Origin of the sequence: Bacillus sp. TL12, from assembly GCF_022625245.1 — a bacterium.
Classification (GTDB): Bacteria; Bacillota; Bacilli; order Bacillales; family Bacillaceae_G; genus Bacillus_A.
Genome location: NZ_JAJJBY010000008.1, coordinates 61,857 through 86,392, shown reverse-complemented (window position 1 = coordinate 86,392; position 24,536 = coordinate 61,857). Strand labels below are relative to the sequence as shown.

Genomic DNA, 24,536 nt, shown 5'->3' with positions numbered 1-24,536 from the left:
TTTGGCAAGTTATGTTATGTCTTTTATATACCATTCTCAATAGAAAAATCCTTGTTTTTTCACAAGGATTCCTTTAGGCTACTATTTCAGAAAAATAATCGTTTGTCAACGAGAAATGGATATGTATTCCAAATTACACACTCCACCATTTGGCAATTAACCAAATGACAATTATCCAAAATGGGATAGCAAGTAGCAATCCCCAAAAACAGCCTTTAAAAAATCTCATGATGAACACCTCGTTCATCTGTTTAGTTAGCAAGTATTAACTAAAGCTGAATTGAACTTTCACTTACAATGTCTATACTATCGCGTCATCGCATGTTCTACTTTAATACAGCGATCCATAATGACAGTATAGCCTTTTTCTTTTAAAAATGTATATGTATCTTCATCTTGTACTCCTAATTGTGCCCAAAAAACATCCGCATCAATCTCTACAAATTCTTTTGCAACGTCCATTAAAAATTCCGAACGACGGAATACATTTACGATATCGACATGTTCCTTAATATCTTTTAATGACGAAACTGCTTTTTCTCCTAGCACTTCATCTATGACCGGATTTACCGGGATAATACGATATCCTGCATCCTGCATCGCTTTTGAAACCATATATGATGTGCGTTCTGGTTTGTTGGACAATCCGACAACCGCGATTGTTTTGCTTTTTTTCAATACTTCACCAATTTCCGTACGAGTTGGGTTTTCAATTGTCATAGTAAATCCCTCCTATTCCTTTAGTATAGCCGATAAAGAAAGTCTCTTTCAATACGAAAGAGACTTTCTTTATTAATTCTTAGCAGAAGAGTTATCTGCTAAAGTAGCTGTTTTCGTCATTTTTTCACCATTTCGATAGAATGTTACTTCAATTTTATCGCCAACTTTTTTCTTTTCATATAAATATTTACGGAATTGAAGTGAATTTTCTACTGTTTGGCCATCTAATGCCACAACAACGTCATACTGCTGAAGTCCCGCTTTTTCAGCTGGTGAAACGGGATAAATTTTGCTTAAGAGAACACCCTTTGTAACATCTTTTGGTAATTTTAATTGTCCTAATGCATACGGTGGATAATCCTCAAGAGATGCAACTCCTACTCCCATCGCTGGACGTTTTACCGTTCCATCTTTTTCAAGAGATTCAATGACTGGTTTTGCAACATTAATTGGGATAGCAAACCCGATTCCTTCTACTTCTTGCTGTGCAATCTTACTAGAATTAATACCAATGACTTCACCATTTTGATTGAATAATGCGCCACCACTGTTCCCTGGGTTAATTGCTGCATCTGTTTGAATAACTTCTGCTTGCCAATCCGGCTGTTTGTCACCATTAATATCCACTGGAATTTCGCGTTCTTTACTACTAATAATCCCTTCTGTTACACTACCATCAAAACCTAATGGATTCCCAATTGCAATAGCCGATTCACCAGCGCGAATTTTACTGGAATCACCAAGTGTGGCTACTTTATTAATATTAGATCCATCAATCTCTACAACAGCTAAATCTAACCAAGGGTCTTTCCCAACTAATTTTGCGTCTACTGTTTTATCATTACTTAGTTTCACTGCAAGTTTATTTGCTCCATCTACTACGTGATTATTCGTTACGATCAGAGCTTTGTTTCCAGATTTTTTATAAATTACACCCGATCCTGATCCAGCCTCTTGTTCTTGACCTGCTTGCTCCATTGAAAATGGATCCATACTCTTTTGCATGTTGATAACACCTACAACTACTTCTTTAGCTCCTTCAATCATGCCAGGTAAATCCGTCTCACTCTTTGCTTTATTTACAACAGGAACCACAGTTCCCTCTACTTTTGAATTAGAAGTTAAAACCGTCCCATTTCCATTTGTCCATGGCATATACGGTGCTGCAAAACTAATGGAAACAGCTCCAATAACCGCTCCAACTAGCCCTGTAAAAAAGTACCCTTTTTTACTACCTGATTTTTTTACTTCTCTCGTTTCACTATGCTCTTCATTCATATTTTGTCCGTCATAATATCCCATAATTGATATCCCCTCTCTGCTGAATTCGTATTTTCAGTATAGTCACATGTTGTGTCTTTCTTGTGAATTCATCGTGAAATCCAATTAAAAAAATACTCCTATCTATTATAGTAGACAAAAAATCTATATTTTGTACATTTCCATCTACAAAAGAGAGTGCAAATGTACTATATTCCCAAGCTGAATTGCATAGTATTTAAGGATTATTCCTCGAACTTATATCCAACTCGAATGACAGTTCCAATATGTTTTGCTTTATCACCTAACTTATTACGCAACTTTTTTATATGTGTATCAACAGTACGATCATCACCATAATAATCATACCCCCAAAGTTGATCTAATAAATGTTGGCGTGATAATACAATCCCTTTATTCTCCATTAAATAAACAAGAAGTTCAAACTCTTTATGTGTTAATATTATTTCCTCTCCGTTTACCGATACCGTACGTGAAAGACGATTCACATCGATTCCTGCCATAGAAAGTGCATTCTCTTCTGCCACCCCTACTGCCCCATCAGCGCGCTTTAACAAAGTTTTTGCTCTCGCAACTAATACTTTTGGACTAAAAGGCTTTGTTACATACTCATCAGCCCCAAGCTCAAAGCCTAACAATGTGTCATCTTCATCAGAACGTGCTGTAAGCATAATAATTGGTACCGCTGACTCTTTTCGAATGCGACGACAAACAGACCAACCATCTATTTCTGGTAGCATAATATCTAACATAATTAAATCAATTGTATGTTCAGCAAATAATTCTAATGCTTGTTTCCCATCTTCAGCTTCTATCACTTCAAAACCTTCATTGCGAAAATAATCACTAACAATTTCACGTAATCTTCTTTCATCTTCAACAAGTAATACCGTTTTATTCATCTGACCTATCCCGCCTTTTTACTCTTTCAATCGAATCATACGTTGATTGGAGCTTCCGCGAAATGGAAGTGTTAAATCTCTTTTTTCAAGTTCAAACCTTCCATCGACCAGAACATCCCCATAATGTAACAATTCTATCATATCATTATTTTGAGAACTCTGTATCTCTTCTAGCGTATAACCTGTGTAAATCCATAAGTTTTTTTTCAAATCTTTTACCGCTTTTGCTACGATTTTCACTTCAGCAGCTTGAAAAAATGGATCTCCACCCGAAAAAGTTACATCAGTAAGCGGATTTTTGGCAATCTCTTTCACAATTTCTTCTACGGTCATTTCAGTTCCATTACAAATATTCCATGACTTAGGATTATGACATCCTAAACAACGATGCGGACAGCCCGCAAAAAACACGACTGTCCGCAATCCTTCCCCATCTACTACACTATCATGAATAATATTCATTACTCTCATTTATGTTTCACCCGATCCGCTTCTTCACTACGTTTTGCACTATTCCATTTCGACATATCACCTACAAGATATCCCGTTATCCGACGAATTCTTTCTATTTCATTCTCATTCTCGTTTCCACAACTTGGACATTCATTTTCGATGACCCCATGGTAACCACAGCACTTACAACGATCAACTGGATGATTAATTGATCCATACCCTACTCCATACTCTGCCATCGCCTGCACAATTTGTTTTAATGCTTTTTGATTATGAACTGCCGCTCCATCTAATTCAATATACGTAATGTGTCCGCCATTACACAGTGCATGAAATGGACCTTCTAAGCGGATTTTGTCAATTGCTTGAATAGAATAATAAACTGGTATGTGGAACGAATTTGTATAATATTTATGGTTTGTCACACCACTAATAATTCCAAATTCATCCCGATCTCTTTTCACAAACTTGCCTGATAATCCTTCCGCAGGAGTTGCAATTAAAGAGAAATTAAGTTGATATTCTTCCGTCGCTTGATCCATCTTCTCTCTCATAAAGGTCACGATTTCATTTCCAAGATCCCATGATTCTTTATCTTCCCCATGATGTTTTCCTGTTAAAGCAACTAAACATTCTGCAAGGCCGATAAAACCAATACTTAACGTTCCTTGTTTTAAAATTTCAGCAACAGAATCTTCAGGATGCAGTTTTTCTCCGCCCCGCCATACTCCTTGTGAATATAAAAAGTGAAAATCTCTTGCCTTTTTCGTACACTGGTAAGCAAATCTTTCTAGTAGTTGACGAATGCCAAGATCCACATAATAATGTAAAGCTTCAAAAAATGTTTCTTTTGAACCGCTAATCAATGCCAATTTCACTAAGTTAATAGAAGTAAACGATAAATTCCCTCTTCCAATTGCAGTCTCTTCCCCATGAATATTAGACATAACACGCGTACGACAGCCCATATAACATACTTCGCTTTCTGAACGACCATCATAATGCGCTGCATTAAATGGCGCATCTAAAAATGAAAAATTCGGGAACAACCGCTCAGCAGTCGTTTCTAGTGCCAATTCAAACAAATCATAGTTCGGATCACTCTCTTCAAAATTGACACCTTTTTTCAGCTTAAAGATTTGAATAGGGAAGATAGGTGTTTCACCTTTTCCTAATCCAGCCTGAGTCGCTCGTAATAATTGCTGAATTAATAATCTTCCTTCTTTCGATGTATCCGTTCCGTAGTTAATAGAGATAAACGGAACTTGCCCACCTCCCCGGCTATGCATACTATTAGAATTATGAATAAACGCTTCACAAGCTTGATACGTATCGTTTTCTGTTTCTTTCCATGCAAATTCTTCTACTTGCTCTTTTGTTAACGGATACGCCCCTAATCTGTTCTTATTTCTCTCAAATGTTTTTCTCACATACGGTGCTAAATCAATATCAAATAAGGCAAATGATTGACCGCCGTGCTGCATGTTCTGGTTTGCCTGAAAAATAATCGAAGAAAGCGCCAACGCGCTTTTAATATCTTGTGGTTGTCTCATATGTCCATGCCCGGTATGAAATCCTTTTTCAAGCATTTGTGCTAAAGGAATTTGCGAACATGTTGTCGTACCTGTCGCATAAAAGTCTAAATCATGTGGGTATAATATATTTTGATTGATTGCTTTTTTTACTTCTTCAGAAAGTAACTGTTCCATTGCATAATATTTGGCGCTCTCAGATGCAAATGTTCCCATCATTCCCATTGGAGACCGTCCATCAACATTTGCATTTTCTTGCATTAAATCTTGCTCATTCCCGTGGACAATTGTTTCAAAAATCTTCATTAATTCTTCTCCACACGTACTTTGTTTCATCATTTCCCAAACCTCCAACAACATCTTGTTAATTCACTAACAAAATGATACAACATATAGTTCTAATCAATCTGTGAGAAATGTAACATTCCTGTGAAAGTTTTTTTAAGAAACTTTGAATTTTTCATTTACAAAAAAGAAATGTGATCTTTACAAATGTATGGTACAATATACGGGAAAAACTCTTTTTACCCTTTATCAACACATTTGAATAAAGGAGACTGAACTTATGCTTATTACATATCTTTTATTTATCGTTGCCTATTTACTTGGCTCGATTCCCTTTGCACTTGTTGTTGGAAAAATTGGTTATGGAATCGACATTCGCGAGCATGGTAGCGGTAATTTAGGAGGAACGAATACATTTCGGACGCTAGGGAAAAAAGCAGGTTTTATCGTTACAATTGCTGACATTTTAAAGGGGACGTTAGCGACAGCACTACCGTTAATTTTCGCCTTAGACACCCATCCCCTTTGGTTTGGATTAGCTGCAGTTCTTGGACATGTATATCCGATTTTCGCGAAATTCCGCGGCGGAAAAGCAGTCGCAACTTCTGCTGGAGTACTCTTATGCTACACGCCAATCATTTTTGTAATATTAGCCGCTGTCTTTTTCACCCTGCTATTTACAACGAGATACGTATCGCTTTCTTCTATGGTAACGGCTGTTGTTGCTGTTATCGCATCAATTATTGACGGGAATAAAATCTTCATTGTTGCGATGTGTTTATTAGCTGGTATGGTTATTTATAAACACCGTGCCAATATTGGACGAATTATAAATAAAACTGAGCCGAAAGCGAATTTTACAAAGAAACAAAAGTAAGGTTGTGCCCCACATAAAGTGAAACTTTAATCAGTGGGGGTTTTCTTCATCCCCACTGATTATTAGTTGAACCAATCGGGCTTTTACGGACAGTTTATCTCCCACCTAATTTCTTTGCTCCCGCCGAATTTTGAGGTGGGAGTATTACTGTCCGTTAATGCGGGATAACGCAAAAAGAAAACGCAAAGCATATTAATAGCGTCTTTTTGCGTTATTTTTTATACTATAGAAAAAGCAACATAACTTGGAGGAACTATACATGAATCTTTCCGTAACAAAAGAAGCAGTAAATTGGTATAAAGATGAATTAAACTTACAATCTGGCGATACACTTCGCTTTTTCGTACAATATGGTGGTTGCAGCACTGTTCAAAAGGGACTTTCTCTAGGAATCCGTAAAGACGATCCTGCTCATCCTGCCACTCAAATTCAAGAAGAAGGCATTAACTTCTTCATTGAATCGGATGATGAATGGTTCTTTGATGGGCATGACTTATCTGTTACACTTAACGACGGTGATGACTTCCCGCAATTTAATTATGAAAAATAAAAAAAGTGTGGCCCAGGGCCACACTTTTTATTTTTTCTTAATTTCTTCATACTTCGCATACCACTCAGGGTATAATTTCTTAAAGGATACAGGACGGAATCCCTCTTTTTTCGCACAAATATTTGTTGTTGTAGCCGTAATACAAAGGTCTCCATCACCATTATAAATTTCATATCCGTAAATAACACGGAGTGGACTAACTGAATCAATCCATGTTTTTACAATTGCTTTTTCTCCATAACGCATTGCTTTCCGATATGAAATTTGCAAATCTAATACTGGAGAAATAACTCCTTCTTTTTCCATTTCAATATATGAAAATCCTAATTCTTGTATTAATTTAGTACGCCCCAATTCCAGCCATACTAAATAATTTGAGTGATACACCACACCCATTTGATCTGTTTCCGCATAGCGGATTTCAATTTCGTGTTCTGCTACAAACATATCACAATCTCCTTCTCGCTTCTGTTTCCTCGCATACATTTAATCATAATACAGTGAAATCAAAAATAAAATAGAAACGGTGAATCTTTTTCCTGAAAGGAGCGAGTATATGATTCAAATTGTAACCGTTCGTAGCGGTGACAGCGTATATAGCTTAGCGTCAAAATACGGAACTACACCTGAAGAAATTGTAAAAGACAATGGACTTAATCCAACTGAAACACTTGTTGTCGGTCAGGCACTAATTGTAAATACGAAAGGGAATAACTATTACGTACAACCTGGAGACAGCCTTTACCGAATTTCTCAAACATATAACGTTCCTCTTGCGAGCTTAGCAAAAGTAAATAACTTATCTTTAAAATCCATCCTTCACGTCGGTCAACAATTGTACATTCCAAAAGGCTCAAAACGAGCAATAGAATCTATTGCCTATTTGCAGCCTTCTACTATTCCAATTAAAGAAAGTTTAGTGAATGCCACACGGGCTATCATTCCTTACCTCACATATTTAGCCTATTTTAGCTTTGAAGCATTGCGCGATGGAACCTTAAAAGAACCAACTGAAACTGCAAGAATTGCTCAAATTGCTGTGCAAGGTCAAACGATTCCTATGCTCGTGATTACAAATATTGAAAACGGCAATTTTAGCGCTGAATTAGCCTCTATTTTTTTACGGAGTGCTACCATTCAAAACAAATTTATTACTAATATTCTACAAACAGCTGAGAAGTATAATATGCGTGATATTCATTTTGATTTTGAAAATGTTGCACCAGAGGATCGCGAAGCATACAATCGTTTTTTACGAAATGTAAAAACAAGACTACCAGAAGGATATACATTAAGTACAACACTTGTTCCCAAAACGAGTTCTCAGCAAAAAGGAAAATTTTTTGAAGCACACGATTACAAAGCACAGGGAGAAATTGTCGACTTTGTTGTTATTATGACATATGACTGGGGATGGCAAGGTGGGCCACCGATGGCTATATCTCCTATCGGTCCCGTGAAACAGGTAATTCAATATGCAAAATCTCAAATGCCACCGCACAAAATTATGATGGGACAAAATTTATATGGTTTCGTCTGGAAGCTTCCCTTTAAAGAAGGAAATCCTCCTGCAAAAGCAATTAGTTCTGTCGCAGCTGTTGCACTGGCTCGTAAATATAATGTGCCAATTCGTTATGATTTCACAGCACAAGCACCACACTTTAATTATTTTGATGAAAATGGTGTGCAGCACGAAGTATGGTTTGAAGATGCTAGGTCTGTTCAAAGTAAATTTAATTTAATCAAAGAACAAGGTATTCGCGGGATTAGCTATTGGAAAATCGGTCTTCCTTTCCCGCAAAACTGGCGCTTACTCGTGGAAAATTTCTTAATTACAAAAAAAGGCTGACAACCGTCAGCCTTTTTACCCATTATACTCAGATTCATCTTTTATTTCGCTTTTCAATGAATCAATACTTTCTAAACGGCGCTGATTTTTCGCTTCAATTGCAGCGCGATCTTTTTCATTCGAAACCTCTGCAGTTTCTTTTGCCTCATTAAAGTTATCAATCGTATTTTGTACCATTTCTTGCAACTTTTCTACATTATCACTTCGATCATCTGGATTCGCTTTATATTGCTCTGTCATGCTATTTTCCTCCTAATTGAGATATACATACCATATTAGCTTTCCAAAAACGAATTAGATTATGTATGCACATAAAGAAAAGGAGAATGAAAACATTCTCCTTTTCTTTAACCGTTATCCACAATCGGTTGTTTTCCCGTCTGGTCTTGCATTTGCTTCCCTTTATTTCCACCAGCTTTTTTTGACTGTGTTCCAATGTGATCTGGTGCAAAATCTTTTGAATTCTTTTTTGGATTACCCATTATAACCGCCTCCTTACTACTAGTATCATACTAGTAGTAAGAATTATTCAGCCTGCTTAAAAAGTTGCATTTCATAACGTTTTTCAATTCGTTCTTCAATCCGTTCAATTGCATCACGATCGCTTAATAGTTGCCTTTTATTTTCCCCCACAAGTTCTTCAAATGATTTCCGACGACTTCTTCTCATGCTGCTCATCCTTTCTCCTTCTCTTTCTTACTAGTTAGTATGAGCAAATGAAAAACTCTTTAATCAGATTTGCAAGAAAATTTTATGTTTTATCAAAGAAAAGTTTATTTCTAAATAAAAATCCATCAGTCGTCCTTTGACAACCGATGGATTTTTTAGCACATTTATTATTTCATTATACTTAAATATTTTTCAATTTCTTCATCTGCATTAACTGTACTTTCTTTATACTCACTCAGTTCTTGCATCACTGTGTCATAAACCTCTAAAATATAATTTTCTAACGTCGCAAAATCTTCTAGACTTTCAACCATAATTCTCGTCATACCTATTTCACTTTTTAAAGCCGGCTCACATTTTAAAGTAGGATATATCTCTAATATTTCTTGTTCGGTCTTTTCAGTTAAAACATATTTTTTACGCCCTTTGACCTTCACTCTTACAATCGGATAAAACGCTTTAATATCTAAATAATTCCCGACACTTACATAACGAATCCATTCGACACCACGATTATTCTTCACAAGCATTTCTTTAATTAATGTATACACCGCATCTTCTTCAATTGTTTCTTTTTTCGTTTTCTTTCGCCCTTCCCCTTGCACGATTGCACATTTTTGATATACAGCGGCACATGTAATACAGTCATCAAGTGCATTATGAGAACTTAAACGAATTCCGAGCATTCTTTTTAAAGTTTCTAACTTATTGTTTGGAGCATGCTTCATATATTTTTTTGCTAAAAACACGGTATCAATTACCATATTTTTAGGTTCTGGCAATCTAAGCATATTTGCATTACTCTTTAAAAAACGCATATCAAACGAAGCATTATGCGCAACAATTGTGTCGTTACCTAAAAATGCTAGAAACAATGGCAAAACTTCCTGAATCAGTGGTGCATCCGAAACGCGATAATTTGTAATCCCTGTTAAACTTGTAATTCGACTAGGGATAGGTCGTTCTGGATTTACGAAAGAAACAAATTGATCAGCCAACTCATGATTACGGTACCTTACCGCTGCCACTTGAATAATTCGATCATTATATGGATTAAATCCTGTCGTTTCAAAGTCAATCACAACATAGTCTGCTGGCAAAGATAAATGTCCCACAGGCATACTCTCCTCGTTTAAATTTCTTTTATCATACCATGAACAAGCTGCTTGATGAAAAAAAAAGACAGAAACAGCCTATGGCTAACCCTGTCTTCTTCCTACTATTTTAGTTTCGCAACTCGTTTTTCCATCTCTTTTTGCGTCATCGGCCCGATAAACTTATCCTGAATCACGCCTTTTGTATCCACAAAATATGAAGTTGGGATAGTAATTACTTTATATGTCGTGGTAACAGTTATGTCTTTATCCAGTAAAACCGGAAAAGTAATTCCTTTCTCTTCCGCAAACTTTTTCACTTTTTCCTCTCCATTAGCACCTTCAGAAACCGTATAATTTACAGCAAGAATTTCTACATCGTCTTTATGTTTCTTATAAAAAGCCTCCATATCCGGCATTTCTTGCTGACAAGGACCACACCACGTTGCCCAGAAATTTAGGATGACTTTTTTACCTTTTAAATCTGAAAGTTTAACCCTTGTCCCATCCGATTTTGACAACTCAAAATCTGGTGCAACCTTACCTACTTCAATTCCGTTTTTTGCAATCACTTCTTTTTTCATCGTTTCTTCACTTTTTACTGGTTCTTCGCTTACTTGTTTATCATTTTTTCCAAGTTGCACATATACTGCGTAACCAGCTAAACAAAATAAGATGATAATAACCGTAAATTTCCGCCACATATACATCACCCTTATAATTTGAGTCATTTATTATATTCATTCAAAAATAATATTCGTATTTACATTTTATTTTAGCTTATACGGACAACCTTGGAAATATTCTCCTGAAAAATAAATAGAATATTCTTAATGCAATCGAAAATCTTTTCTCTTTATCGTATAATGGAAATATCCATAATTAGGAAGGGGTGTAATCATTTATGCATAAAACAATTTTCCATTGGCTACAATATGTGATCATTCTCCCCATTTTATTTTTCTCATTATTCATTACAAGTTGGACTGCTAGTTACTTAAGTATTTCAGAAGATTGGAAACAACATATCGTCTTCACACCTAAAATAACTGAAAGCTCCCAACAAGTGTATGAAATTGATAAACTTCTATATGCCTTTAAATACAATCCCGTTTCCACTACAGTTTTTGTATTATCCATTGTCTATTTATTAGGAATTATATTAACACGCTGGTTGTACTGGAAAAAACATAAAACAGGATTCATTGGTTTACAACTCATGATCATTCTCCCTATTTTTCTTTACACTTTACTTGTTACACATTCTACAAGCACGATGATTGCTATAGAAGAAAACTGGAAAAAATACTTACTCTTCTCTCCAAAATCGATTACTGATTTTAATCAAATCTATTATATCGATAGGCTATTATATGCATTTCAAAAGTCCCCTATCATTAGTACCGTTTTCATTCTAACTTTTCTTTATATGACAGGGCTAGTTGTAACTAAGATTTCTCGTCAAATACGTTTACGCAAAAATATAAACATATAAGGTGACAATAAGGAACATGCTTGTACTGTTTTGTGCAAATATCTTCCTTTTACAAAGGCGGTTTCTTATGCAATCATTTAAAAAAGCTATTCTCTATATGTTTAGCTTCATATTTTATTCCATTGGTATCATCGTATGGGTTATAACCTTATTTAGCAAAGATCCTGAAAGGCGAAAAACTGGTCGCGTTTGCATTTATACAGTTTTGGTATCATTTATTCTATTCACCATGCTTGGTATTATTAGCTTTTACTCTATTACAACAACCTCTAGTTCATAATAATTTATTGAAAGGGTGAGTACTATGGGCGAACATCCGATTAGTAAAGAACTACGCTATATGCGTATATGTTTAACTATTTTAATTCTAGTTCTTATATTTTTTAACAAAGAAAGAGTTATTGAAGTTTCTACAAACCACGACACCACTCCAGTAGATATACAAACCAGTAATATGACTCAAATTGCAGAAAATACATTTGCTTTACAGGAAAGTAATCCTAGCAGTGGTGATAGACACACGATTAAAATCTTTAAATATAACCCAGATACAAATAAGATTACATTAGTTAAAGAATTTAATACTGAAAATCCAGAATCATATGAATATCAACTAAATAAAGCGGAATGAATGTTACTTACATATAAACCAGGGGCAGAATTCTGTCCCTTGGTTTAGTAAATTTCAAAAGTTATTTCACCAGCATTTCTTTAAATAACGAATTATAGCTTAATAATTCTTGTGACGTCCCACATTCAGCAATAACGCCTTTGTTCATTACAACAACGAATTTCCCCATGTAATCAGTCTACTTCCTACAAATAAAGCAATGTATATATACACTTCTTCTATATGTTTCTGAATAAATCGATCTACAATTAGTCCCATTAACAATGGTCTAGATACATTCATCATGGCTGCTAAAACCCCACTACATATCGAGACGATGAGTAGCAATTTTTCTTGTAACAACGGAATTAAGAGTCGTTTATATCCTTTCATTGTTATACCTCCAATTTTTTCTATAAGAAAAGGAAAGGGATGAAGCTATACGGCTTCACCCCTTTCCTCTTTACATAAAACAAGGAAGCTAACTTCAGTCAGCTTCCTTGTTTTGATTGAAAATATTATACTTTTCTTCTTTACTACAACTACTTAATTAGTTTGACACCTTAGACTCTTCAATTTTCTCACGAAGAACCATTTGCAGAATACCACCATGACGGTAGTAGTCGATTTCAACTTCACTATCAAAACGTGCTACTACTTCAAATTGCTTTTCGTTTCCTTCTGGGTCGATTGCAACTACTTTTATAAGGTCACGAGGTCTAACTGTTTTGTCAATTTGAATTTCAAATGATTCATTACCAACAAGGCCTAATGTTTCAGCACATTCTCCGTCTTTAAATTGCAATGGTAATACACCCATTAATACTAAGTTACTGCGGTGAATACGCTCGAAGCTTTCTGCGATTACTGCTTTAATGCCTAAAAGGTTTGTACCTTTCGCAGCCCAGTCACGAGAACTTCCCATACCATAATCTTTACCTGCAACTACAAGAAGTCCAGTACCATCTTCTTTATATTTCATCGCAGCATCATAGATAGATGTTACTTCGCCAGTTGGCCAGTAAGTTGTATATCCACCTTCTGTTCCTGGTGCGATTTGGTTTTTAATACGAATGTTTGCGAATGTACCACGCATCATAACTTCATGGTTACCACGGCGAGAACCATAAGAGTTAAAGTCAACTGGCTGTACGCCATTTTCTAATAAATAACGTCCTGCTGGTGTATGTTTGCCAATTGAACCCGCAGGTGAAATATGGTCTGTTGTTACAGAATCTCCAAATTTACCAACTACGCGTAAACCTGAAAGTGTTTCCACTTCACCTGGTTCTTTTGATAAACCTTCAAAGAACGGTGGGTTTTGAATGTAAGTTGAGTCATTATCCCAAGTATATAGCGCCTCATTTGAAGTTTGGATTTCATTCCAGCGTTCATTACTGTTAAATACTTGCGCATATTCTTTTTTGAACAGTTCAGATGTTACGACACTTTGAACCACTTCTTCAATTTCTTTCGCTGATGGCCAAATGTCGTTAAAGTAAATTGGATTACCGTTTTCATCTTTACCGATTGCATCGTTTTTCAAGTCGATATCAACAGTACCAGCAAGCGCATATGCCACAACAAGTGGTGGGGATGCTAAGTAGTTTGCTTTTACAAGTGGATGAATACGACCTTCAAAGTTACGGTTACCAGATAAAACAGATGTTACTAATAAGTCGTTTGCTGCAATTGCTTCTTCTAATTCTGGCGCTAATGGACCAGAGTTACCAATGCAAGTTGTACAGCCGTAACCAACTGTTTGGAATCCTAATTGATCTAAATAAGTTGTTAAACCTGATTTATCTAGGTATTCCGTTACTACTTTAGATCCTGGTGCTAAGGATGTTTTTACATAACCAGGCACTTTAAGACCTTTTTCAATTGCTTTTTTCGCAACTAAACCTGCACCAATTAATACATATGGGTTAGATGTATTTGTACAGCTTGTAATCGCAGCGATTGCAATTGCACCTGTTTTCATCGTTACTTCCTGATCTTTTAATGCAACTTTCACTTCTTTATCAAATTCTTGTTCATTGAATCCAAGCCCTTGTGTTCCAACTGGTGCCACAACTGCTTTATGGAACTCCTCTTTCATATTTGAAAGTGGGATTAAATCTTGTGGACGTTTTGGTCCTGAAAGGTTAGATTCAATTGTATTTAAATCAATTTCAACAAGGTCTGTATAAATTGGATCTTTGCTGTCTGCTGTATAGAATAAACCGTTCGCTTTACAGTATTCTTCAACAACGCGAATTTGTTCTTCATCTCTTCCTGTTAAACGTAAGTAATCTAATGAAATCTCGTCAATTGGGAAGAATCCACAAGTTGCGCCGTATTCTGGTGCCATGTTTGAAATTGTTGCACGGTCAGCTAAAGGCATGCTCTTTAATCCGTTACCGAAGAACTCAACAAATTTACCAACTACACCTTTTTGACGTAACACTTGCGTTACTTTTAAAGCAACGTCTGTTGCTGTTGTACCACTTGGAAGTGTACCAGTTAACTTAACACCGATAACTTCTGGTACTGGGAAGTATGAAGGTTGTCCAAGCATCCCTGCTTCTGCTTCAATACCACCAACGCCCCATCCAAGAACGCCGATACCATTAATCATTGTAGTATGAGAGTCTGTTCCAACTAACGAATCTGGATATGCAACTAATTCATCTTCAGCATTTTTCACCGCATGAACAACTGGTGCTAAATACTCAAGGTTTACTTGGTGTACAATACCTGTTGCTGGTGGAACTGCACGATAATTATCAAATGATTTTTGTGCCCAGCTTAAAAATTTATAACGTTCTTCATTACGTTTAAACTCTAAGTCCATGTTGAATTCAAGCGCGTCTGCTGTACCCGCTCTATCAACCTGTACAGAGTGATCGATTACAAGGTCTACAGTAATTTCTGGATTAATTTTATCAGGGTCCCCGCCCATATCTGCCATCGCTTTTCGAAGTGAAGCCAAATCAACGACAGCTGGAACACCTGTGAAATCTTGTAAAATTACGCGAGATGGTTTAAATGGAACATCGATATCTTGAACATCTTTCGTTCCCCACTTTGCTAAATTTGTAACATGCTCTTCTGTAATTACACGTCCATCAACTTGACGAAGTACAGATTCAAGCAAAACTTTAATTGAATACGGTAATTGTGATACATTGCCAACCCCTGCGTTTTCAAGCGCTTTCAATTGATAATAATGATACGTTTTCCCATCTACTTCAAATGTTTCACGAGATTGAAATGGATTATGTTTGACCATTATGTTTCCCCCCTGTTAAACGTGACTGAGTTGTCTGAATATAAAATGTAGACAAACTTTTCAATACCTTACGATAATATCTTATTACAACTTTCTAAATAAGTAAATAATAAGAAACTTATAGTTTATCATAAGTTTTCTTTATCTCTGGAAATTTGAATAACCTTCGTTCTCCTTATGAATACTATTACCATAAAGTAAAGCTTTCTTTTCGAAGCTTTTCTACTCTGTTCATGCATGTAATGAACAGCTCATTATTTGTGTTGTAAAGAAAACATTATAGGGGTGACTACAAATGGGAAAACGTAAAGCAAATCATATCATTCAAGGAATGAACGCTGCATCAGCACAAGGACAAGGAGCTGGTTATAATGAGGAATTCGCCAACGAGCCATTAACACCAGCTCAGCGTCAAAATAATAAAAAACGTAAGAAGAATCAGTAGTGAAAAATCCCAAAAGGTACTCCTTTTGGGATTTTTAATGTTTATAACGTAATAAGTCTGAAACCTTCACAAATCGGTATCCTTCTTTTTGAAGAGCCGGCAAAATTTTTTCTAATGCAGCTACAGTTTGACTTCGATCACTTCCACCATCATGCAATAACACTATATCACCACTTTTGGCATTTGTTACAACATGCTTCACAATAGATTCAGTACCTGGGTCTGCCCAATCTTTCGGATCTTGATTCCAAGACCACAATACAATTTGATAACCTGCTTCTTTTGCTGTTGCAAATACCGCATCGTTAATATATCCTCCTGGTGGACGAAAAAGTAGAGGTCCCTTTACCCATTCTTGTAAATATCGTTTCTCCTCTAAAATATCAGTTTTTAATTTTTCATTAGATGCATCTCTTGCATATAAATGGTTCATCGTATGATTTCCAATTTCATGCCCTTCCTTAAGTACCCTGTTAACTAAATATGGGTTCCGTTGAATTCGAAAACCAATCATAAAAAAAGTTGCTTCAGCTTTATATTGCCTCAATAAATTAAGCACTTGAGGAGTATATGTGGGATCTGGGCCATCATCAAATGTAATTGCAATTAGTTTTTCGTTATTCGGTACTTCCCACGTTACATAACCAGTAGGTTCCAATTCTTTTCTCATTAACATTTTTGCCTCTACTCTGTCCACCTGATATATATGTACGAAACTAATCAAACAAATAATAATTATAGAAATTTTTCTTCTCAACATATTAATCCTACTATTGGACAGGTTGTTGAAGTCATACAACAACCTGTTCAATCATTTAACTGATCCACATCTCGCATAATATTTTGTAAATTACTTTCAAACTGCTCAAGTTGTGGACGTTGTGTTTCAGATGCTACTTCTAATGCATTTTGAATTTGTTCATATGCTTCTTGAACTTCTTGTCGTAAATGTTTTAAATCATGACCATAATTCGGGTCGTTTTTCACAATATTGTTATATAAGTTTTCCGCTTGTACGACCCCTTGTTGTGCGGCTTGAAAAGCTTGCTGTTTATCTTTATGATACGGCATACGCTTTCCCCTTTCTTTTCTAGTTAGTCTCACTTATCTTTACCTTTTTTCATAAAAACATTCTCGTATAAATTTACAAAGTTCTCTCATTCTAAATACAAGAGGGAGGTGACAACATGGAAAAAAACAATAGCAAATCCATTCATCAAAATACAAAAAAAGGACAGCCTTCTGGGCAACCTGAACCATTAAGTGGGTCTCATAAAGTAAAAAATCGTAATCATTCAAGACAAAAAAATCACGCACATCATGATATGTAAAAGGAAGGGCAATGCATACGCATTGTCCTTCTCGCTTAAACCACTTGCAATAAAGTGAAACTTTCATGAGTGGGGGTTTTCTTCCTCTCCCACCTAACTTCTTTGCCTCCGCTGAATTTTGAGGTGGGAGTCTTACTGCCCCTCAAATAGCAAGATAAACCCGTCAACATATTTTCTAGCTTGCTTTTCACCTCTAATTTCTTAATGCATATTATATATAGTATGAATTGAGACTTTACGGAGGGTGTCTTACATGGGCAAGAAAAAGAAAAATTGTCTTTTTCGTGTTGATGGTTTTGAAGAATGGATGGATCAGTTTTGCTCTGATTCATATGACAACTTCAGTTTCCCTAATCACATTCACATTGACCTTTGTGAAACTGAACAAGAGTACATTTTAGAAACTGATATTCCTAATGTTTCAGAACAAAATGTACTTATAAACAAGATAGAGACAGGCCTAACAATTTGTATATTTCATAAAAATTCATCTTTACAACGAACAATTTCTTTACCTGCTAACATCATCTACAAAAAAATGCTAGCCTGTTTAGAAAATGGCTTTCTTGCCATACACATTTCGAAAACTGAAGTTGCAAATAAGCATGAAAACAAAGTACTTTTTTCAAATTAAAGCGTTATATAAAAACAGAGTAAGAACAGTTTATTGCTAACTTTTCTTACCCTGTTTTTTCTTTACTTTATATAGAAGGATTGATTAAGAAACAATTAGCTTTACCGTCAACTGCTATTTCATTCCAATTTCCATATCGCAATTTACGGTGCGATTTCTTTTAGATAATAAGCTTCTTGTCCATAAAAAAATGGGAAAAGCAATAACTGAAAAGATAGCTAGTATCGAAAATACGGCCAAACCATTTTGATATCCGTAATAATCTAACAGTACTCCCCCAAACCAAGGGCCAATCACACCACCAATCCCTGAAAATCCCATTGCTCCAAAATACGTTCCTTTTAAGTGTGGGACTGAAATATCATCAATAAACACATCTGTCATTGAAAACATTAATACTTCTCCTATTGTAAAAATAATCGTGTAAAGAACAATGCTGATGATTGATTCTCCAGTTCCAAAACCAATGAGCCCACCACTAACAAAGAGCGTGCCAATCATAATTGATACAAGTGGTGTACACTTCTTACAAATCTGAATAACAGGGTATTGTATAATTACTACTGTAATTGCGTTTAATGTTAGCATATATGAGAATAATGTCACGCCATCTTGAAATACATAAGAGTTCGCAAAGTATTGAGAGACTGTTGTTGTAAAATGTGAAAAACCACTGTTACTTAAAATAATTCCAACTAAGGCAACCAAGAAAACAATATCTTTTCTTAAAATACGAATTGCTTTTATCATCGTTACAGGCTCTATAGTGTCCATTGTTTTTTCATCCATTTGATACTTTTTAAATTGCATTGCTAATATCACCGTATATACAATGTATACTCCAGCCGCTATTAAAAACGGCATTGTTGATTTGGCGCTTCCAATTTGCAATCCTACAAGCGGTCCAATTGCCACACCGACATTTATGGCACCGTATCGTAAGTTATACGCAAATAAACGATATTCCGGCTTCGTTAAATCCGATAGTAACGCTCTTGATGTCGGTTCAAAAAAGGAACGACATAAACCATTTAATGCGTTTAATAAAAAGAAAGTTAGAACATGGTCTGCAATCGAAAACCCGATAAATACAAAAATCCAAACAATAAGGGACGATATCATAATTGTTTTACGGCCAAATCGATCTGATAAATTCCCACCAATAAAACTAGCAAACACTCCAACTAATGCGCTTGTTCCAATAATAGCACCTGTCATCCCAGCTGATATATCTTTTACAATTGTTAAATAAATTGCCAAAAAAGGAATGCTCATTGAAGTTGCAAACCTTGCAAATAGTGTCCCTATAATAATACTCATCCCAAGCGGGTGAATATGTTGTAACTTTCCCCTCATACCTATACCTACTCCCCTATTTCATACAAAAAAAGAAAGCAAAGAAGCTGCTTTCTTTTTCCTTTTTCAATAATAAATTATATTTATACCCGAGCTGTCCTAGATAGCTCCATATCTATACCATATGTAAACTGTAACTCTTTACAAACGTCCTTGATTAGGATGTTCACGTCGTACTTTTCATTAAATGCAAGAACCGCATTTTCCACTTCCTCATACGTATATTTGTATTCACCAGTAATGACACCTTTTAAATCAAAACATTCATTAATACAAAGCTGAACGAGAAGCTGATCATACATAGCGGACACATCTTCTTTTTTCCATAATAACTCTTTCACATATAACCGATCGAATGTTACACTCTCTCGATTACATTCTGTTAAAGTACGAGTCATGTCATGTAATTCTCGATATAGTTCAGAAATATTTGTATTGAGACGAATTAATTTGTCTACGCCATTTTCATACAGCATTTCATCCACCCCCGTATATGCTCTTTTTCTTATTATAGCAAGAAAATTCTAAAAAAGAGATTTTTTCTTCTGAAATATTAGGAAACTTATTTAGATTGTTTTACAATGAAACTAGTGAAATAGAAAGGAGTACGAAAGTGAACAGAAAAATATATTACACCGATGCCTATCAGCAAACATTTACAGCACAACTTATAAAACAGGACTATGATAACGCAGGAAATTTATATGTGACTCTAACAGAAACAACATTTTATCCAACTGGTGGCGGTCAACCACATGACACAGGAACATTAAATGATATTTCCGTCATCAATGTTGAGGAAGTTAATAACGAAGTCCGCCATTTCATTTCAAGTGAATTACATACAAAAGAAGTAATCGGCAAAATCAATTGGCAGCGTCGTTTTGATCATATGCAACAGCATACCGCTCAGCACATTCTATCTGCTGCCTTTTGGGATCATTTTAACATCCCTACAATTGGTTTTCATCTTGGAAAAGAAACGGTAACAATTGATTTAGACACGCCTGAACTTTCAATAGAAACAGCTAATAGCGCACTACAAATCGCAAATCAAGTCGTCTTTGAAAACCATCCCATCCATATTAAATGGATGAATTTAGAGGAAGCAAAACAATTACCTCTTAGAAAAGAGCCAACAATTACAGAAGATATTCGCGTTGTAATCATTGAAAACTACGATTACAACGGGTGTGGCGGTACACACCCAAAATATACAGGTGAAGTGGGACCGATTCATATAATAGATTGGGAGCGAAATAAAGGCGGCATCCGTTTAACCTTTGTTGCAGGATGGCGTGCACTCAAGTTAATGAAGCACCATCAACACATTATTAAAGACGTTTCCAAACAGTTAAATAGTAATGAAAATGATATTCCAAATAAAGTAACCCAGCTTCTCACCTCTCAGAAAGACAACGAAAAAGCACTACAAACTATGAATGAAAAGCTACTACTCATAGAAGCAAATGAATTACTGCAACAATCTAAAGACGTACATGCTGGGACACTCATTTCTAAAGTCTTTACAAATCGGTCCATGCAGGAAATTGCGAAATTATCAGCTATCATTACTGAAAAAAACGAACACTCGATTACATACTTTGTTACCGAAAATGAAGAAAAATTACAATGTGTTCTTGCATGTGGAAAATCGGTAAAAACAAACATGAATACAATTTTGAAAAATGCCCTTCCTACTATTGAAGGAAAAGGAGGCGGTAATCAAAAAAGTGCTCGTGGTGGCGGAAAAGCAGTGATTACAGGAGAGGAGTTTTTAGCTCTGCTTATTCACTTATCACAAGAAACAGTTTGAAATGAAATAAAATCAACGCCTGGAAGTAATGTCTATAAACAAAAAAAGTAGAAAACTAGATTTTTTCTAGTTCTCTACTCTCTCAAACAATATCGCAACCCCAATTCCCCCACCAATACCTAGCGTTGCAATGACATACTTTTCTTCCCCTCTTTGTACTTGGTAAAATAACCGAGTAACAAGCATCGCTCCAGATGCACCATAAGGGTGACCAAGAGCAATCGCCCCACCATTCACATTTAGTTTATCATATGGGATTTGTAGTTCTTGTGCACACGCTACAATCTTAGCAGCAAAAGCCTCATTCATTTCAATATAATCAATATCGTCTATTGATAGGTTCTGATCTTGTAATAACTTTCGTACAGCAAATATCGGTCCGCTACCTGGTAAAAGAGGATCTACACCAATTGCAGCACTACTCACAAACCTTAGAATCGGCTTATAACCAAATGCACGAGCCTTTCTTTCCTCCATTACAAGCACAGCACATGCCCCATCATTTACACCACATGAGTTACCGGCTGTCACCGTTCCTCCTTGTAAAAAAACCGGCCTTGTTCTATTTATAATTCGTTCATAATTCATTCCGTACTTTATCGTTTCATCTTCCAGTATATTTGAAGAAATCGGAATCATTTCTTCTTGTAAATACCCTTTTCTAAGTGCTTCCAATGTTCTTTTATAACTGAGACAAGCATATTCATCCTGCATATCCCTTGTAATTTTATATTTCTCTGCTACATATTCAGCTGCTATTCCCATATCTGGATCTCCAATACGATCAGGCGAAAAGCGAGCTCTCTTCTGGAAGGGAGATGTGCTTGTACTTTCCACTCCTCCAGCAATATAACAACTACTTGCCCCACCTTGAATAAGGTGGCAAGCCATCCGAATCGCTTCTAACCCCGCACCGCACTGGCGATCAATTGTTACGCCCGGTACTGTATATGGGAGTCCGGCTTCAAGCGCTGATAACCGTGCAATATTTCCGCCTGGCCCAACAACGTTTCCTAGTATTACATCGTCTATTTCGTTCTCTATTCCTTTACTTAAATGTGCTAGCAAAGGAGTTGTCAGTTGCTGAACCTCGTATTCTTTCAACATTCCATTTTCCTTGCCAATCGGTGTTCGCTTCGCCTCTACAATGACCGCTCTATTCATAAACTGTCTCCTGATTCTCAATTACATTTCTTGCTATTTCACGGGCAATTTTCCCGCTACTTGTATGTGGAATTTCATTAACAAAATACCACTCTTTCGGAATTTTAAATGAGGATAGTCGTTGTAAACAAAAGTTTTTTAATTCTTGTCTCGTAGCTCTTCCTTTCACCATAGCAACAGGTTTTTCGCCCCAATATTCATCTTTTATACCAACAACTACAATTTCTTCAACATGGGGATGAGTAGATAATACACTCTCTATTTCCTCTGGAAAAATATTGATACCTCCAAATAAAATCATATTCTTCTCCCTACCTACTATATATAAAAAACCTTCCTCATCTTGATAGCCTATGTCATTTACAGTCATCCAGCCCTCTTCTGTAACTTGACAAGAAAGCTCTCCATTTAATACATACCCCATAAAAAACTGATCACTTTTCACATAAACAATTCCAATTTCACCCTGTTTTAATTCCCTACCTTTTTCGTTATATATCCGAATTTGCACATTATGACATGGCTTTCCAACTGAAGATCCCTTTCTTTCATTTTCTACATCTGTCAATGCTGTGACAAAACTTAATTCAGAAGCACCATAAAATTCATACCTTTTCGCATATGGAAGTACAGTTTTTATTTTCTGTTTTGCTCTAGCTTCCCATTTTGCTCCTGAAGAAATAATTTTTATTTCTTGTTCTATAACGCTTTCTTTTTTATATAATGCCTCTAGCATAGTCGGAACAGTATACATCACTGAAATCTTCTCTTGTTTCAATATAGATAAAACATGATTTGGAATGAACTTTTCTACAAGATACACTGTTTGCCCTAAATTTAGTGCACTTATTGCCCCATACAAAAAAAGAGAATGAACCAATGTACCAGCAAGCAAAACCGTATCATTTTTCTTCATATGGAAATCATGTAAATTGCAATCAAAGCTATGGACCCAAGAATCCTGCGCTCTAAGAAATGCCTTCGCTTTCCCAGTTGACCCCGATGTAAACCCCATATAGAACGAGCATTTTTTTACACTTTCTGAAGAATAGTATATATGTAACTGGTCACCTACCATTTGATTATATTCATGAATCGAGAATACCTTTCCATCTATTAGCGGTATTTCACTCATCTTATATTGTTCAGTAATTACAATAGATGGATTAGCAAGCTTCAACCTTTCCTTAAGCTCATGATGTTTCCACTTTAAATCAAGCGGGACACAAACCCACCCTGCCATTGCAGCACCTGCAAAGATTTGTAAAAATTCAATACGATTTTCTAGTAAAATCGCAACTGTTTTATTCGTTGTTCTTTCTTTATTAAGCCAATTTGCAACTTGGCAAACAGATTCATACCATTCTTTATATGTTAATACTCTATCTTTTTCTTTTATCGCTATTTTATTAGGATGTAAACCAGCATGCTTCCTATAAGACGATGTAATCCCCACTACTATTCATCCTTTCCTTTCAGATAACAAAAAGAAACACGCTAATACGTGTTTCTTACATTTTATAAAGTCTCTTACGCTATTTAACTAGCGTTTGAGATTTTACCTTTCTTTAAAGCAGGCGTAATAATGTGTTTCAATGAACGATGTAATCTAGGTACAAGAATCGCTACTATCACAGCTTTAACGAAATCACCTGGTAAAAATACAACACTCACTTTAATGGCTTGCCATACAGAAATATCCATGATGAATGCTTGGACAGTCACGCCAAATATATAAATAACTAGAATCCCGCCAATTATATTAATCAAAAACACTTTTATAACAGACACATGGCTTAAACGCTCTACAAGATACCCAATCACAAACGCTCCAACAATATATCCGATTAAATACCCTGCACTCGGACTAACAAATACGCCTGGGCCACCGCGACCACCAGCTAATAATGGTGCTCCTACTCCAACAATAAACAAGAAAACCATTTGACTTAATGCACCAAGGCGAGATCCAAGTAATCCTCCCGCAAGCATAACACCAAGAGATTGCAATGTAATAGGAACAGGTGTAACAGAAAGCGCAATTGGTGGTATTAGTCCTAATACACCCATAATTGCACTAAATAAAGCAACAAAAACTAAATTCTTTGTATTCATGTGTTTATTTCTCCTATTTGTAAACTATAAGTTATCATAAGATAACATATCATTGGTGTTATCTTACCTTTTCTCTTGTATCAT

The 24,536-nt window shown here is 35.9% G+C and carries 30 protein-coding genes; 10 read left to right on the top strand and 20 right to left on the bottom strand.

What is annotated here, in order from left to right; genetic code table 11:
• Positions 1–306: 306 nt before the first annotated feature.
• The 5 genes from LOK41_RS10110 to LOK41_RS10090 all read right to left on the bottom strand — a co-directional run bounded on the left by LOK41_RS10110 (position 307) and on the right by LOK41_RS10090 (position 5,227).
• Positions 307–720 (bottom strand): CoA-binding protein, encoded by a 414-nt coding sequence (locus LOK41_RS10110; RefSeq protein WP_174101402.1) that lies wholly within the window; start codon positions 718–720, stop codon positions 307–309.
• Between the two features lie 72 nt (positions 721–792).
• A complete protein-coding gene (locus LOK41_RS10105) occupies positions 793–2,022 on the bottom strand; it encodes a S1C family serine protease (protein ID WP_241816347.1) in 1,230 nt (409 codons plus the stop codon).
• Between the two features lie 203 nt (positions 2,023–2,225).
• Positions 2,226–2,903 carry a response regulator transcription factor gene (locus LOK41_RS10100; RefSeq protein ID WP_003199064.1) on the bottom strand — a complete coding sequence of 226 codons (678 nt, stop codon included), beginning with the start codon at positions 2,901–2,903 and terminating at the stop codon, positions 2,226–2,228.
• Between the two features lie 18 nt (positions 2,904–2,921).
• Complete coding sequence (gene nrdG / locus LOK41_RS10095; protein ID WP_174101400.1) at positions 2,922–3,374, bottom strand: anaerobic ribonucleoside-triphosphate reductase activating protein; 453 nt, start codon at positions 3,372–3,374, stop codon at positions 2,922–2,924.
• A complete protein-coding gene (locus LOK41_RS10090) occupies positions 3,371–5,227 on the bottom strand; it encodes an anaerobic ribonucleoside triphosphate reductase (protein ID WP_241816346.1) in 1,857 nt (618 codons plus the stop codon). Before LOK41_RS10090 ends, nrdG begins: the two co-directional genes overlap by 4 nt.
• 226 nt (positions 5,228–5,453) lie before the next feature.
• On the opposite strand from LOK41_RS10090, the gene plsY reads away from it, so the two are divergent.
• A complete protein-coding gene (plsY, locus tag LOK41_RS10085; protein WP_174101398.1) occupies positions 5,454–6,050 on the top strand; it encodes a glycerol-3-phosphate 1-O-acyltransferase PlsY in 597 nt (198 codons plus the stop codon).
• A 259-nt stretch (positions 6,051–6,309) separates the two neighbouring features.
• The gene (locus LOK41_RS10080) at positions 6,310–6,600 is read left to right on the top strand and encodes a HesB/YadR/YfhF family protein (protein ID WP_174101397.1); all 291 of its coding nucleotides are present in this window, start codon (positions 6,310–6,312) and stop codon (positions 6,598–6,600) included.
• 27 nt (positions 6,601–6,627) lie between these two features.
• Here the strand turns inward: LOK41_RS10080 and LOK41_RS10075 are convergent, their stop codons facing one another.
• Positions 6,628–7,047 carry an acyl-CoA thioesterase gene (locus LOK41_RS10075; protein WP_003199074.1) on the bottom strand — a complete coding sequence of 140 codons (420 nt, stop codon included), beginning with the start codon at positions 7,045–7,047 and terminating at the stop codon, positions 6,628–6,630.
• Positions 7,048–7,156: 109 nt separating this feature from the next.
• Here LOK41_RS10075 and LOK41_RS10070 point away from each other — a divergent pair, with 109 nt between their 5' ends.
• A complete protein-coding gene (locus LOK41_RS10070; RefSeq protein ID WP_241816345.1) occupies positions 7,157–8,449 on the top strand; it encodes a glycoside hydrolase family 18 protein in 1,293 nt (430 codons plus the stop codon).
• Positions 8,450–8,464: 15 nt separating this feature from the next.
• Here LOK41_RS10070 and tlp read toward each other — a convergent pair whose 3' ends face one another.
• The 5 genes from tlp to LOK41_RS10045 all read right to left on the bottom strand — a co-directional run bounded on the left by tlp (position 8,465) and on the right by LOK41_RS10045 (position 10,916).
• Complete coding sequence (gene tlp, locus LOK41_RS10065; RefSeq protein WP_241816344.1) at positions 8,465–8,689, bottom strand: small acid-soluble spore protein Tlp; 225 nt, start codon at positions 8,687–8,689, stop codon at positions 8,465–8,467.
• Between the two features lie 107 nt (positions 8,690–8,796).
• On the bottom strand, positions 8,797–8,931 hold the full coding sequence (gene sspN, locus LOK41_RS10060; protein WP_000527986.1) for an acid-soluble spore protein SspN: 135 nt from the start codon (positions 8,929–8,931) through the stop codon (positions 8,797–8,799).
• Between the two features lie 43 nt (positions 8,932–8,974).
• The gene (locus LOK41_RS10055) at positions 8,975–9,118 is read right to left on the bottom strand and encodes an FbpB family small basic protein (RefSeq protein ID WP_241816343.1); all 144 of its coding nucleotides are present in this window, start codon (positions 9,116–9,118) and stop codon (positions 8,975–8,977) included.
• Positions 9,119–9,285: 167 nt separating this feature from the next.
• Positions 9,286–10,233 (bottom strand): 3'-5' exonuclease, encoded by a 948-nt coding sequence (locus LOK41_RS10050; RefSeq protein WP_241816342.1) that lies wholly within the window; start codon positions 10,231–10,233, stop codon positions 9,286–9,288.
• A 104-nt stretch (positions 10,234–10,337) separates the two neighbouring features.
• On the bottom strand, positions 10,338–10,916 hold the full coding sequence (locus tag LOK41_RS10045) for a peroxiredoxin family protein (protein WP_241816341.1): 579 nt from the start codon (positions 10,914–10,916) through the stop codon (positions 10,338–10,340).
• A 200-nt stretch (positions 10,917–11,116) separates the two neighbouring features.
• On the opposite strand from LOK41_RS10045, the gene LOK41_RS10040 reads away from it, so the two are divergent.
• From LOK41_RS10040 to LOK41_RS10030, 3 genes are all read left to right on the top strand, one after another.
• On the top strand, positions 11,117–11,707 hold the full coding sequence (locus tag LOK41_RS10040) for a DUF4306 domain-containing protein (RefSeq protein ID WP_241816340.1): 591 nt from the start codon (positions 11,117–11,119) through the stop codon (positions 11,705–11,707).
• 67 nt (positions 11,708–11,774) lie between these two features.
• Positions 11,775–11,987, top strand: coding sequence for a hypothetical protein (locus tag LOK41_RS10035; RefSeq protein ID WP_241816339.1), 213 nt, complete (start codon positions 11,775–11,777; stop codon positions 11,985–11,987).
• 24 nt (positions 11,988–12,011) lie between these two features.
• A complete protein-coding gene (locus LOK41_RS10030) occupies positions 12,012–12,338 on the top strand; it encodes a YmzC family protein (RefSeq protein WP_174103781.1) in 327 nt (108 codons plus the stop codon).
• 147 nt (positions 12,339–12,485) lie between these two features.
• Here LOK41_RS10030 and LOK41_RS10025 read toward each other — a convergent pair whose 3' ends face one another.
• Together LOK41_RS10025 and acnA are read right to left on the bottom strand one after the other, a co-directional pair.
• The gene (locus tag LOK41_RS10025; RefSeq protein WP_241816338.1) at positions 12,486–12,710 is read right to left on the bottom strand and encodes a hypothetical protein; all 225 of its coding nucleotides are present in this window, start codon (positions 12,708–12,710) and stop codon (positions 12,486–12,488) included.
• A 157-nt stretch (positions 12,711–12,867) separates the two neighbouring features.
• Complete coding sequence (acnA, locus tag LOK41_RS10020) at positions 12,868–15,591, bottom strand: aconitate hydratase AcnA (RefSeq protein ID WP_241816337.1); 2,724 nt, start codon at positions 15,589–15,591, stop codon at positions 12,868–12,870.
• Between the two features lie 295 nt (positions 15,592–15,886).
• Here acnA and sspO point away from each other — a divergent pair, with 295 nt between their 5' ends.
• Positions 15,887–16,036 (top strand): small acid-soluble spore protein O, encoded by a 150-nt coding sequence (gene sspO, locus LOK41_RS10015; RefSeq protein WP_174103784.1) that lies wholly within the window; start codon positions 15,887–15,889, stop codon positions 16,034–16,036.
• 34 nt (positions 16,037–16,070) lie between these two features.
• Here the strand turns inward: sspO and LOK41_RS10010 are convergent, their stop codons facing one another.
• Positions 16,071–16,796, bottom strand: coding sequence for a polysaccharide deacetylase family protein (locus LOK41_RS10010; protein WP_241816336.1), 726 nt, complete (start codon positions 16,794–16,796; stop codon positions 16,071–16,073).
• Between the two features lie 47 nt (positions 16,797–16,843).
• Positions 16,844–17,107 carry a hypothetical protein gene (locus LOK41_RS10005; protein ID WP_174103786.1) on the bottom strand — a complete coding sequence of 88 codons (264 nt, stop codon included), beginning with the start codon at positions 17,105–17,107 and terminating at the stop codon, positions 16,844–16,846.
• A 116-nt stretch (positions 17,108–17,223) separates the two neighbouring features.
• Between LOK41_RS10005 and LOK41_RS10000 the strand changes: the two genes are divergently transcribed.
• A complete protein-coding gene (locus LOK41_RS10000; RefSeq protein WP_241816335.1) occupies positions 17,224–17,367 on the top strand; it encodes a small acid-soluble spore protein P in 144 nt (47 codons plus the stop codon).
• A 253-nt stretch (positions 17,368–17,620) separates the two neighbouring features.
• The gene (locus tag LOK41_RS09995) at positions 17,621–18,001 is read left to right on the top strand and encodes an Hsp20 family protein (protein WP_241816334.1); all 381 of its coding nucleotides are present in this window, start codon (positions 17,621–17,623) and stop codon (positions 17,999–18,001) included.
• Positions 18,002–18,115: 114 nt separating this feature from the next.
• Here the strand turns inward: LOK41_RS09995 and LOK41_RS09990 are convergent, their stop codons facing one another.
• Complete coding sequence (locus tag LOK41_RS09990) at positions 18,116–19,357, bottom strand: MDR family MFS transporter (protein WP_241816333.1); 1,242 nt, start codon at positions 19,355–19,357, stop codon at positions 18,116–18,118.
• 83 nt (positions 19,358–19,440) lie between these two features.
• Positions 19,441–19,833 carry a hypothetical protein gene (locus tag LOK41_RS09985; protein ID WP_241816332.1) on the bottom strand — a complete coding sequence of 131 codons (393 nt, stop codon included), beginning with the start codon at positions 19,831–19,833 and terminating at the stop codon, positions 19,441–19,443.
• A 137-nt stretch (positions 19,834–19,970) separates the two neighbouring features.
• Between LOK41_RS09985 and LOK41_RS09980 the strand changes: the two genes are divergently transcribed.
• Positions 19,971–21,173, top strand: a complete 1,203-nt coding sequence (locus LOK41_RS09980) for an alanyl-tRNA editing protein (RefSeq protein WP_241816331.1) — start codon at positions 19,971–19,973, stop codon at positions 21,171–21,173.
• Between the two features lie 66 nt (positions 21,174–21,239).
• On the opposite strand, the gene LOK41_RS09975 is transcribed toward LOK41_RS09980, so the two are convergent.
• The 3 genes from LOK41_RS09975 to LOK41_RS09965 form a co-directional block, all read right to left on the bottom strand.
• The gene (locus tag LOK41_RS09975) at positions 21,240–22,337 is read right to left on the bottom strand and encodes an acetyl-CoA C-acyltransferase (RefSeq protein ID WP_241816330.1); all 1,098 of its coding nucleotides are present in this window, start codon (positions 22,335–22,337) and stop codon (positions 21,240–21,242) included.
• Positions 22,330–23,793, bottom strand: coding sequence for an acyl-CoA synthetase (locus LOK41_RS09970; protein ID WP_241816329.1), 1,464 nt, complete (start codon positions 23,791–23,793; stop codon positions 22,330–22,332). Before LOK41_RS09970 ends, LOK41_RS09975 begins: the two co-directional genes overlap by 8 nt.
• Positions 23,794–23,876: 83 nt before the next feature.
• On the bottom strand, positions 23,877–24,452 hold the full coding sequence (locus LOK41_RS09965) for a biotin transporter BioY (RefSeq protein WP_241816328.1): 576 nt from the start codon (positions 24,450–24,452) through the stop codon (positions 23,877–23,879).
• Positions 24,453–24,536: the final 84 nt, after the last annotated feature.

Bases quoted from the DNA above. Each gene is read 5' to 3' on its own strand.
- LOK41_RS10110 (WP_174101402.1), bottom strand. From the start codon at position 720: ATGACAATTGAAAACCCAACTCGTACGGAAATTGGTGAAGTATTGAAA.
- LOK41_RS10105 (WP_241816347.1), bottom strand. From the start codon at position 2,022: ATGGGATATTATGACGGACAAAATATGAATGAAGAGCATAGTGAAACG.
- LOK41_RS10100 (WP_003199064.1), bottom strand. From the start codon at position 2,903: ATGAATAAAACGGTATTACTTGTTGAAGATGAAAGAAGATTACGTGAA.
- nrdG (WP_174101400.1), bottom strand. From the start codon at position 3,374: ATGAGAGTAATGAATATTATTCATGATAGTGTAGTAGATGGGGAAGGA.
- LOK41_RS10090 (WP_241816346.1), bottom strand. From the start codon at position 5,227: ATGATGAAACAAAGTACGTGTGGAGAAGAATTAATGAAGATTTTTGAA.
- plsY (WP_174101398.1), top strand. From the start codon at position 5,454: ATGCTTATTACATATCTTTTATTTATCGTTGCCTATTTACTTGGCTCG.
- LOK41_RS10080 (WP_174101397.1), top strand. From the start codon at position 6,310: ATGAATCTTTCCGTAACAAAAGAAGCAGTAAATTGGTATAAAGATGAA.
- LOK41_RS10075 (WP_003199074.1), bottom strand. From the start codon at position 7,047: ATGTTTGTAGCAGAACACGAAATTGAAATCCGCTATGCGGAAACAGAT.
- LOK41_RS10070 (WP_241816345.1), top strand. From the start codon at position 7,157: ATGATTCAAATTGTAACCGTTCGTAGCGGTGACAGCGTATATAGCTTA.
- tlp (WP_241816344.1), bottom strand. From the start codon at position 8,689: ATGACAGAGCAATATAAAGCGAATCCAGATGATCGAAGTGATAATGTA.
- sspN (WP_000527986.1), bottom strand. From the start codon at position 8,931: ATGGGTAATCCAAAAAAGAATTCAAAAGATTTTGCACCAGATCACATT.
- LOK41_RS10055 (WP_241816343.1), bottom strand. From the start codon at position 9,118: ATGAGAAGAAGTCGTCGGAAATCATTTGAAGAACTTGTGGGGGAAAAT.
- LOK41_RS10045 (WP_241816341.1), bottom strand. From the start codon at position 10,916: ATGTGGCGGAAATTTACGGTTATTATCATCTTATTTTGTTTAGCTGGT.
- LOK41_RS10040 (WP_241816340.1), top strand. From the start codon at position 11,117: ATGCATAAAACAATTTTCCATTGGCTACAATATGTGATCATTCTCCCC.
- LOK41_RS10035 (WP_241816339.1), top strand. From the start codon at position 11,775: ATGCAATCATTTAAAAAAGCTATTCTCTATATGTTTAGCTTCATATTT.
- LOK41_RS10030 (WP_174103781.1), top strand. From the start codon at position 12,012: ATGGGCGAACATCCGATTAGTAAAGAACTACGCTATATGCGTATATGT.
- LOK41_RS10025 (WP_241816338.1), bottom strand. From the start codon at position 12,710: ATGAAAGGATATAAACGACTCTTAATTCCGTTGTTACAAGAAAAATTG.
- acnA (WP_241816337.1), bottom strand. From the start codon at position 15,591: ATGGTCAAACATAATCCATTTCAATCTCGTGAAACATTTGAAGTAGAT.
- sspO (WP_174103784.1), top strand. From the start codon at position 15,887: ATGGGAAAACGTAAAGCAAATCATATCATTCAAGGAATGAACGCTGCA.
- LOK41_RS10010 (WP_241816336.1), bottom strand. From the start codon at position 16,796: ATGTTGAGAAGAAAAATTTCTATAATTATTATTTGTTTGATTAGTTTC.
- LOK41_RS10005 (WP_174103786.1), bottom strand. From the start codon at position 17,107: ATGCCGTATCATAAAGATAAACAGCAAGCTTTTCAAGCCGCACAACAA.
- LOK41_RS10000 (WP_241816335.1), top strand. From the start codon at position 17,224: ATGGAAAAAAACAATAGCAAATCCATTCATCAAAATACAAAAAAAGGA.
- LOK41_RS09995 (WP_241816334.1), top strand. From the start codon at position 17,621: ATGGGCAAGAAAAAGAAAAATTGTCTTTTTCGTGTTGATGGTTTTGAA.
- LOK41_RS09990 (WP_241816333.1), bottom strand. From the start codon at position 19,357: ATGAGGGGAAAGTTACAACATATTCACCCGCTTGGGATGAGTATTATT.
- LOK41_RS09985 (WP_241816332.1), bottom strand. From the start codon at position 19,833: ATGCTGTATGAAAATGGCGTAGACAAATTAATTCGTCTCAATACAAAT.
- LOK41_RS09975 (WP_241816330.1), bottom strand. From the start codon at position 22,337: ATGAATAGAGCGGTCATTGTAGAGGCGAAGCGAACACCGATTGGCAAG.
- LOK41_RS09965 (WP_241816328.1), bottom strand. From the start codon at position 24,452: ATGAATACAAAGAATTTAGTTTTTGTTGCTTTATTTAGTGCAATTATG.